Annotated in this window: 7 protein-coding genes; 1 reads left to right on the forward strand and 6 read right to left on the reverse strand. The window is 31.2% G+C overall.

Annotation, left to right across the window (positions count from 1 at the left end; genetic code table 11):
- Positions 1-627 precede the first annotated feature (627 nt).
- Together SLH48_RS21975 and SLH48_RS21980 are read right to left on the reverse strand one after the other, a co-directional pair.
- The gene (locus SLH48_RS21975) at positions 628-903 is read right to left on the reverse strand and encodes a CPCC family cysteine-rich protein (RefSeq protein WP_320259871.1); all 276 of its coding nucleotides are present in this window, start codon (positions 901-903) and stop codon (positions 628-630) included.
- 135 nt (positions 904-1,038) lie between these two features.
- A complete protein-coding gene (locus tag SLH48_RS21980) occupies positions 1,039-1,275 on the reverse strand; it encodes a hypothetical protein (RefSeq protein WP_320259872.1) in 237 nt (78 codons plus the stop codon).
- Positions 1,276-1,510: 235 nt separating this feature from the next.
- Between SLH48_RS21980 and SLH48_RS21985 the strand changes: the two genes are divergently transcribed.
- On the forward strand, positions 1,511-3,001 hold the full coding sequence (locus SLH48_RS21985; protein ID WP_320259873.1) for an S-layer homology domain-containing protein: 1,491 nt from the start codon (positions 1,511-1,513) through the stop codon (positions 2,999-3,001).
- 391 nt (positions 3,002-3,392) lie between these two features.
- On the opposite strand, the gene SLH48_RS21990 is transcribed toward SLH48_RS21985, so the two are convergent.
- The 4 genes from SLH48_RS21990 to SLH48_RS22005 form a co-directional block, all read right to left on the reverse strand.
- Entirely contained in the window at positions 3,393-3,923 is a 531-nt protein-coding gene (locus SLH48_RS21990) for a hypothetical protein (protein WP_320259874.1), read from the reverse strand.
- Between the two features lie 492 nt (positions 3,924-4,415).
- Complete coding sequence (locus SLH48_RS21995; RefSeq protein ID WP_320259875.1) at positions 4,416-4,832, reverse strand: hypothetical protein; 417 nt, start codon at positions 4,830-4,832, stop codon at positions 4,416-4,418.
- Positions 4,833-5,204: 372 nt separating this feature from the next.
- Positions 5,205-5,717, reverse strand: a complete 513-nt coding sequence (locus tag SLH48_RS22000) for a hypothetical protein (protein ID WP_320259876.1) — start codon at positions 5,715-5,717, stop codon at positions 5,205-5,207.
- Positions 5,718-6,002: 285 nt separating this feature from the next.
- A complete protein-coding gene (locus SLH48_RS22005; RefSeq protein ID WP_320259877.1) occupies positions 6,003-6,185 on the reverse strand; it encodes a hypothetical protein in 183 nt (60 codons plus the stop codon).
- Positions 6,186-6,397 lie beyond the last annotated feature (212 nt).

Raw genomic sequence — 6,397 nt, forward strand, 5'->3', positions numbered from 1 at the left:
TTCTGCAACAAAGGTGTAGCAATTCGGATTAGAGTCGACACGTTCCATTCTTACTTTCATATCTTCCAATAAACTAGGATGTCCCCAATCAGCCATCAAACTTATGAATTGTTCTAAATCATTAGATTCATATTCTCTTATATCCACTAAGTAACCACCTTCTTCCCCGATATTATATCTTCTCTTCCATGATTCCCTTATTCAAGATTGCTGATCACAACCCACAATTAATAACTACTCTTATTTGATTTAAAACCTATGGATCATCTTACAACAAATATTTTTCAAGCACTAGTCAAAAAAGAAGATATTCGAAAAGTATTCACACCTGATAAAAATATATAAAAGGGGTAGGGTCAGGAATTTGACAATGACAACGTTATGGTTACAAACGTTGTCATAAATACGTTATTTATGGCGTAAAATAGGGCCTTTCACTGTCTCATACAACTTGTATCAAAATCCTTATCGTTGTTAAATGTAGTTTTTTTATTTTGAATAACTGCTTAACGTTGTAAATCTGCATTTTCGGGACTAAACCCCTAAAATGAATAATGGCACATATCTATATTTCAGATATGCGCCATATTGCGGAAGATATAATAATTCTTTATTTAATGAATTTCATTACTTAATTTGAGATAATATTTTCCAATTGAAATCCTTGATTTCATCTATCAAAGGTTCCCTTACAGAATTTATAGATAGTTCATCACAAGCCCCAAATTTTAAATAATTTCTCTGTGCTTGTCTTAGTGAAGGTATATTTGCTCCACCTTCATAATCAGGATCATTAAATTGAACAAGGTCATCTTCCCAAAAACAAATATTGCAAATCTCATATGTTCCAGGCGGTTCTTCATCTAAGGTTATGTAGCCGCAGCATGGACAAGTATATTTCAATACATTTCACTCCCGATATTTAGACAATTATATTTCACACTAGCAGTTGAACTCTATTTTTCTTTTCCAATTAATTTGATAATTATATTCTTGCGCCATATTGTGGAATAACCACTATTTAATCAATTTTCTAAATTAATTACAAAAATAGCATCTTACATATTTATTTTCATTTTTATAGTGTGGAGACCACCCACATACCCCACACAATTCAGGAAAATGATTAATAACAGGGGGATTAAAAATATTAAAAAGTCTGAAAGATTCATCTTCAAGTCTACCTTTTTCTGCTTCATTTAATTGATCACAAAACATCTTTGCTTCTTCCCATGTCATAACACACACTATTTGAACACCCCATTTTAAAATCATGAAAATTCCTTCAATTCAAAAACCAATATTTTTTATCGCTTTTATCAAATACCTACCCTTATTATATCAGTGTTTCTTACACTTTACCTTCTATCAGGGTTAAGACTTCCATCTGCTATTAAATGAAAATGTAGAAAATAATTACCATCTTTTAGTTTTCATGGTAAACTATTCTTTGGACAAATCAAATGTTTGTTCGATTAATTAAATCCAATTAATAGAAAGGTCGAGAAAATTGAAAAAACAGATTTTAAAATTGTTTACAAGCGTGTTATTAATAGTAAACTTGTTTCCAGTAGTTAATGTAAATGCAGAAAATAAGTTCCCTGACGTAGGGGAAAACCATTGGGCAAAGAAAGAAATTGAATTCTTAGCTGATAAAGGAATTATAAATGGATATGCTAATGGTCTCTTTGGGCCAGATGATAATTTAACACGTATTCAAATTGCTTTAATGATTAATAGGGATAAAAATTATGATTCTAATGGAGAAACGCATTCATATAATGATGTACCTCTTGAACACAAAAACGTAATATCAGCAGTCACAAAACATGGATTATTTGATGATGTAGTTAAAGGTAATACTTTTGATCCATATAAAAAAGTCACACGAGCAGAAATGGCTTCAATTTTGTCAGTAGCATATCAATTAGAAGGGAACAGTGAATTTGATTTCCAAGATGTACCTTCAACTCATTGGGCATATGACTATGTACAAGGTTTAGCTGCTAATAAAATTACAACTGGTGTAACTGATACAACATTTAACCCTGATGGTTTAGTGACCAGAGCTCAATTTTCAGTTTTTATGACTAGAATTTTAACCATGGAAACTCCAGAGTTAGAAGATGAAATTAGGGAAGAAAATGAAGAAAGTAATGAAGATACCCAAGATATTTCGACTGACCATACTCATAAATGGAGTAATTTCTGGATGGGAGGTTTTGTTTTTTCAGATAATGACTCATTTTACGAAGGGTATGGGGGGCTTACTTTATACAATGAAGATGAATCTGTCAATTTAACTAAAGACACTGCTTATTGGATAAATGCTGACGATGAATACGTATATTTTATTAACATGACAGATAACTACACAGGATATAAAGTAAAAAAAGATGGATCTGGATTAAAAAAAATAATTGACGAAAGCATGTATGAATTGTACGTACAAGATGAAAGTATTTTTTATATCTCTGACGTATATGATACAGCAAAAATCATTAAAACAGATTTAGAAGGTAATAAAAAAGAAATAATTGTAGAATCGGTTCACAGTTTTTATGTAGAAAATAATACTATCTATTTCATTAAAAAACATAATGATAATTCTTTCGGTATCTATAGTATAGACACTGATGGTAACGATCAAAAATTACTTAGAGATAATATTTTTGCTACTGGAGTACTAAGTGATGAAGATTACCTATATTTTCAAAGTGATGATGAACATATTTATAGAATTAAAAGGGATGGATCTGATCTCCAAAAAATACTTGATAAACCAGCACATTACTTTTTATTTGAAGACAAAATAATATTCCTTGAATATTTCAAGAACAATAATAGTCAGGAAATTTTTAATATATATTCTTCGGATAAAAATGGTAAAGATAAAACTAAGTTAACTACTGAACCAATAAATTCAGTCTATATTATAAATGGCTTACTTTTTGTAGGGAAACCAGAATCTAATAACCTTGAAATAATATCAATTCCTTAATGTAAATCAAAACTAATTAAAGTTTTACTTTTTGGCACACTTATTCAAGTTCAGTTAAATAAAATTACTATAATTTATAGGAAAGAGCCCTAGAACATGGGCTCTACAATCTTATTAATCAAAAAATCTGGTTATTCCACAATATAGCCCTTAAAAGAAATAGACGCATATCATTATTTCTGATTTGCGCCATTTTGTTGAATAACATCAACGATTGATAATTAGTAAACACAACTCAACATGTGTTAAATAATACTCAATTTTCATCATAACTGTTCAAAAAAAATTAAGGCAATCATTTAACTTATCAATTAATTCGTTGAAATAAAGGAATTGAACAAAACCATGCAAATTTAATAAGATTTCAGCTCTATGTTATACAAATTCTTATTTAAATAGTTACCTGAATTTCTGATTCAAGAATTAAAAGACCATTTTGTCTAATTACAAATTCAACCGACTCTCCAGGTTGTAACATTACCTGTGTCGAAAATGATAGTTGATAGTTGTCATCGTTATCAGTTTGATTAATGATAATGTCTCCAGCTATGGGATTCCTAGCTATAGCAAATCCACCTATTACTCCAGGAACACTATAGTTCATGATGTCCCCCACGGCTGCAACTCTAGGGCCTCCATTATCAGATAAGAAAGTATAATTCCCACCATCTAATTGAATTACAGAGAAATTGAAAAATTGAAATTGCGGAGCACCTATAACACTTGTTATCATCACATCAAAAGTTGTAGGGAATTGATTCACATTAACACTAGTACACTGCTTAACAGTATCAACTAATCTAGTTATCCCTGGTGGTCCTGGTGGTCCTGGTGGTCCTGGTGGTCCTTGCGCTCCAGGTTTTCCTGGTGGTCCTTGTGGTGGTGGTGGAACAACTCTACATTTACAATCTTTATCTTTCATTAGTAAAACTCACCTTCTATAATTGTTTTACTTTATATTATGGTTATTTTCAATAGAAGGTTGGACTAACAAATATAACGTGATTAAAATGTGCTGAAGCCCTTATTAATTGAATAAATCCCTTGCTTGTTCGGGGTTATCATTATTATCAACAGTATTGTAGCTATTTTTACAACACTTTCATTTGTAAGGATAATAAATATTCTTTTTGTAGTACTCCCGTTATCAATAGGAATCGGCGCACTAATAAGAGAGATGTTTCTTACACATGGAAAAGGGAGCTCAGCTACCATATACCGCAAAGTATCCTGATTATGTAAAATAAAAACAGGTCCAATTATTCATTACTGAAGAACTGGAACTAACCGACTCACTAATCATTGAGTCCACTATTCTTCGCAAAGCAGCATTTTGTTGAATAACAATTCTACAAAACAATAAGTTTTTTACTTCGAATTACTGCTTAACGGTGAAATCTGCATTTCTGGGACTCTACTCCAAAACAAACTCAGGAATTTCATTTTTCACAATGGTCTTTATAAAGTCTTTATACGGTTTTGACACCAATTTACCATTTATTTCTGTTCTTATAATTTTAAAGTTTTCCCTAGCGGAAAATCCTTCGGATATGGAAAGTCCTTCACATAAAGTCATTTGTGCGATGAATTGCTTTGTATATTTAATTGCATTATCATATTTTCTATTATCCTTATCAATTAAATATATGAAATTCTTTTGCTTATTTGTTTCAAAATCAATGTAAATCACAGCATAACCTATTACTTCTGTAATTCTTCCGTCCCAATATTCATCAAATTCATCTGAGTCATTTACTCCTAGAATAAAAAAGAACTCAATATTTCGATTTAAAAATAAACGCCTAAATGAATAACTTTCGTGTTCTAGCATAGTAGTTCCCCCTTATCTAATTTAGTTCTCTAGTAAATACAATATCACTTGTGTTTCCTCTATAGAAAACTATCCTTAACGTATTCCATATAGCCTTTACTAGCTTCTTGCGCCATATTGTTGAATAACATTATCGGATGATTATTTAGTAAACAGAACTCAACTTGTGTTTAATAAAATCATGTGTATTCTTTAAAATTCACTTTGTAAAAATATTGTTATATCAATGATTTTGTAAATACAAAGGTTCCTATAGCTCACATTATGTAAACTAAAATTGAATAGGTTATACATTAGCATGCAAACAAAAGACTAGATAACAGCCTTTTGTTTTGCATGCCAATAAATTCAATTTCTTTAGTGATTGACATATCAAGTTAGTCTTATTACATGTAAAAGATGTCCAGAGTATACAGGGGTGCCACCTACAGTAGGAGTTGAGACAGAAATCAATTCATTCATTTGACTACTTTGATAAAGGAAAGATTTCGAAACTGGAAATACCTCACACGTAGCAGGAGAAGGATCTAGAATAATGTCGGATCCAATGGTGCCTGCAAAACTCGAATTAAATCGAAAAGAAATTTCATCACTTACGTCAACATCACAGTTTGACTCAAATGAGATTTCATATATGGCAACATCAGAAAGCTGGATAGCATTATTGTTATCTGCAGTTGATAAATTCATACAGGGTCCCGTTGCACCAAATGTAACATCTTGACCTTGTGATGCAACTTCCCGTTGCACTCCTTCAATTTGGCATACCCCTAACACGTTCGCTGGTGGTCCTGGAGGCCCTTGTGGCCCCTGTTTCCCTGGCGGTCCCTGAGGTCCTTGTGGTGATGGTGGCACTACTCTACATTTACAGTCTTTTTCTTTCATTATTATTTTCACCTTCTATAATTGTTTTTACTTTATATGTATGGATATTATCTATAGAAGGTTGGACTATCATATATAACGTGACTAAAATGTGTAGAAGTCTATGAGGGAGCTAAGCTACGATATACCGTAAAGTATATTTCTGATTATGTAAAATAGCAAAAGTTCCAATTTTTCATTTCTGAAGAACTGGAACTAATCAACTCACTAATATCCAAATAACAAAAAGAACCCATTTTGATAAAGATTGATCAAAAGGCTCTTTTTATGTGGATGTATACGTTATTAATAGATTCCAACTCTGACTAAATTCAATAAAAGTAACCATACTACAATACCAGTAACCATACTAAACCATGCAAAATATTTATTCTCTTTTTTTAATATTGGAAATAATGCAATTAAAATTGCTCCAACTCCAAATGAAATTATCATAATTAATTGTACAATAAACTCTTCATAAACCATTTGTGCCTCCTGATTTATATCAACGACTTAATAACCATAATATCACTTGTGTTTACTTAACTATCCTTAACATAGTCCAGATAACCTTTATTACCTTCTTGCGCCATATTGTTGAACAATATTGTCATGTAGTCTTAGAACTATTCGATTCATTAATCAATATGTTTATTTGTTGTATGACAATATCTTTCCAATTAATAGTGAAATGTGAT

Source organism: Cytobacillus sp. IB215316 (genome assembly GCF_033963865.1).
GTDB lineage: Bacteria > Bacillota > Bacilli > Bacillales > SM2101 > Nanhaiella > Nanhaiella sioensis.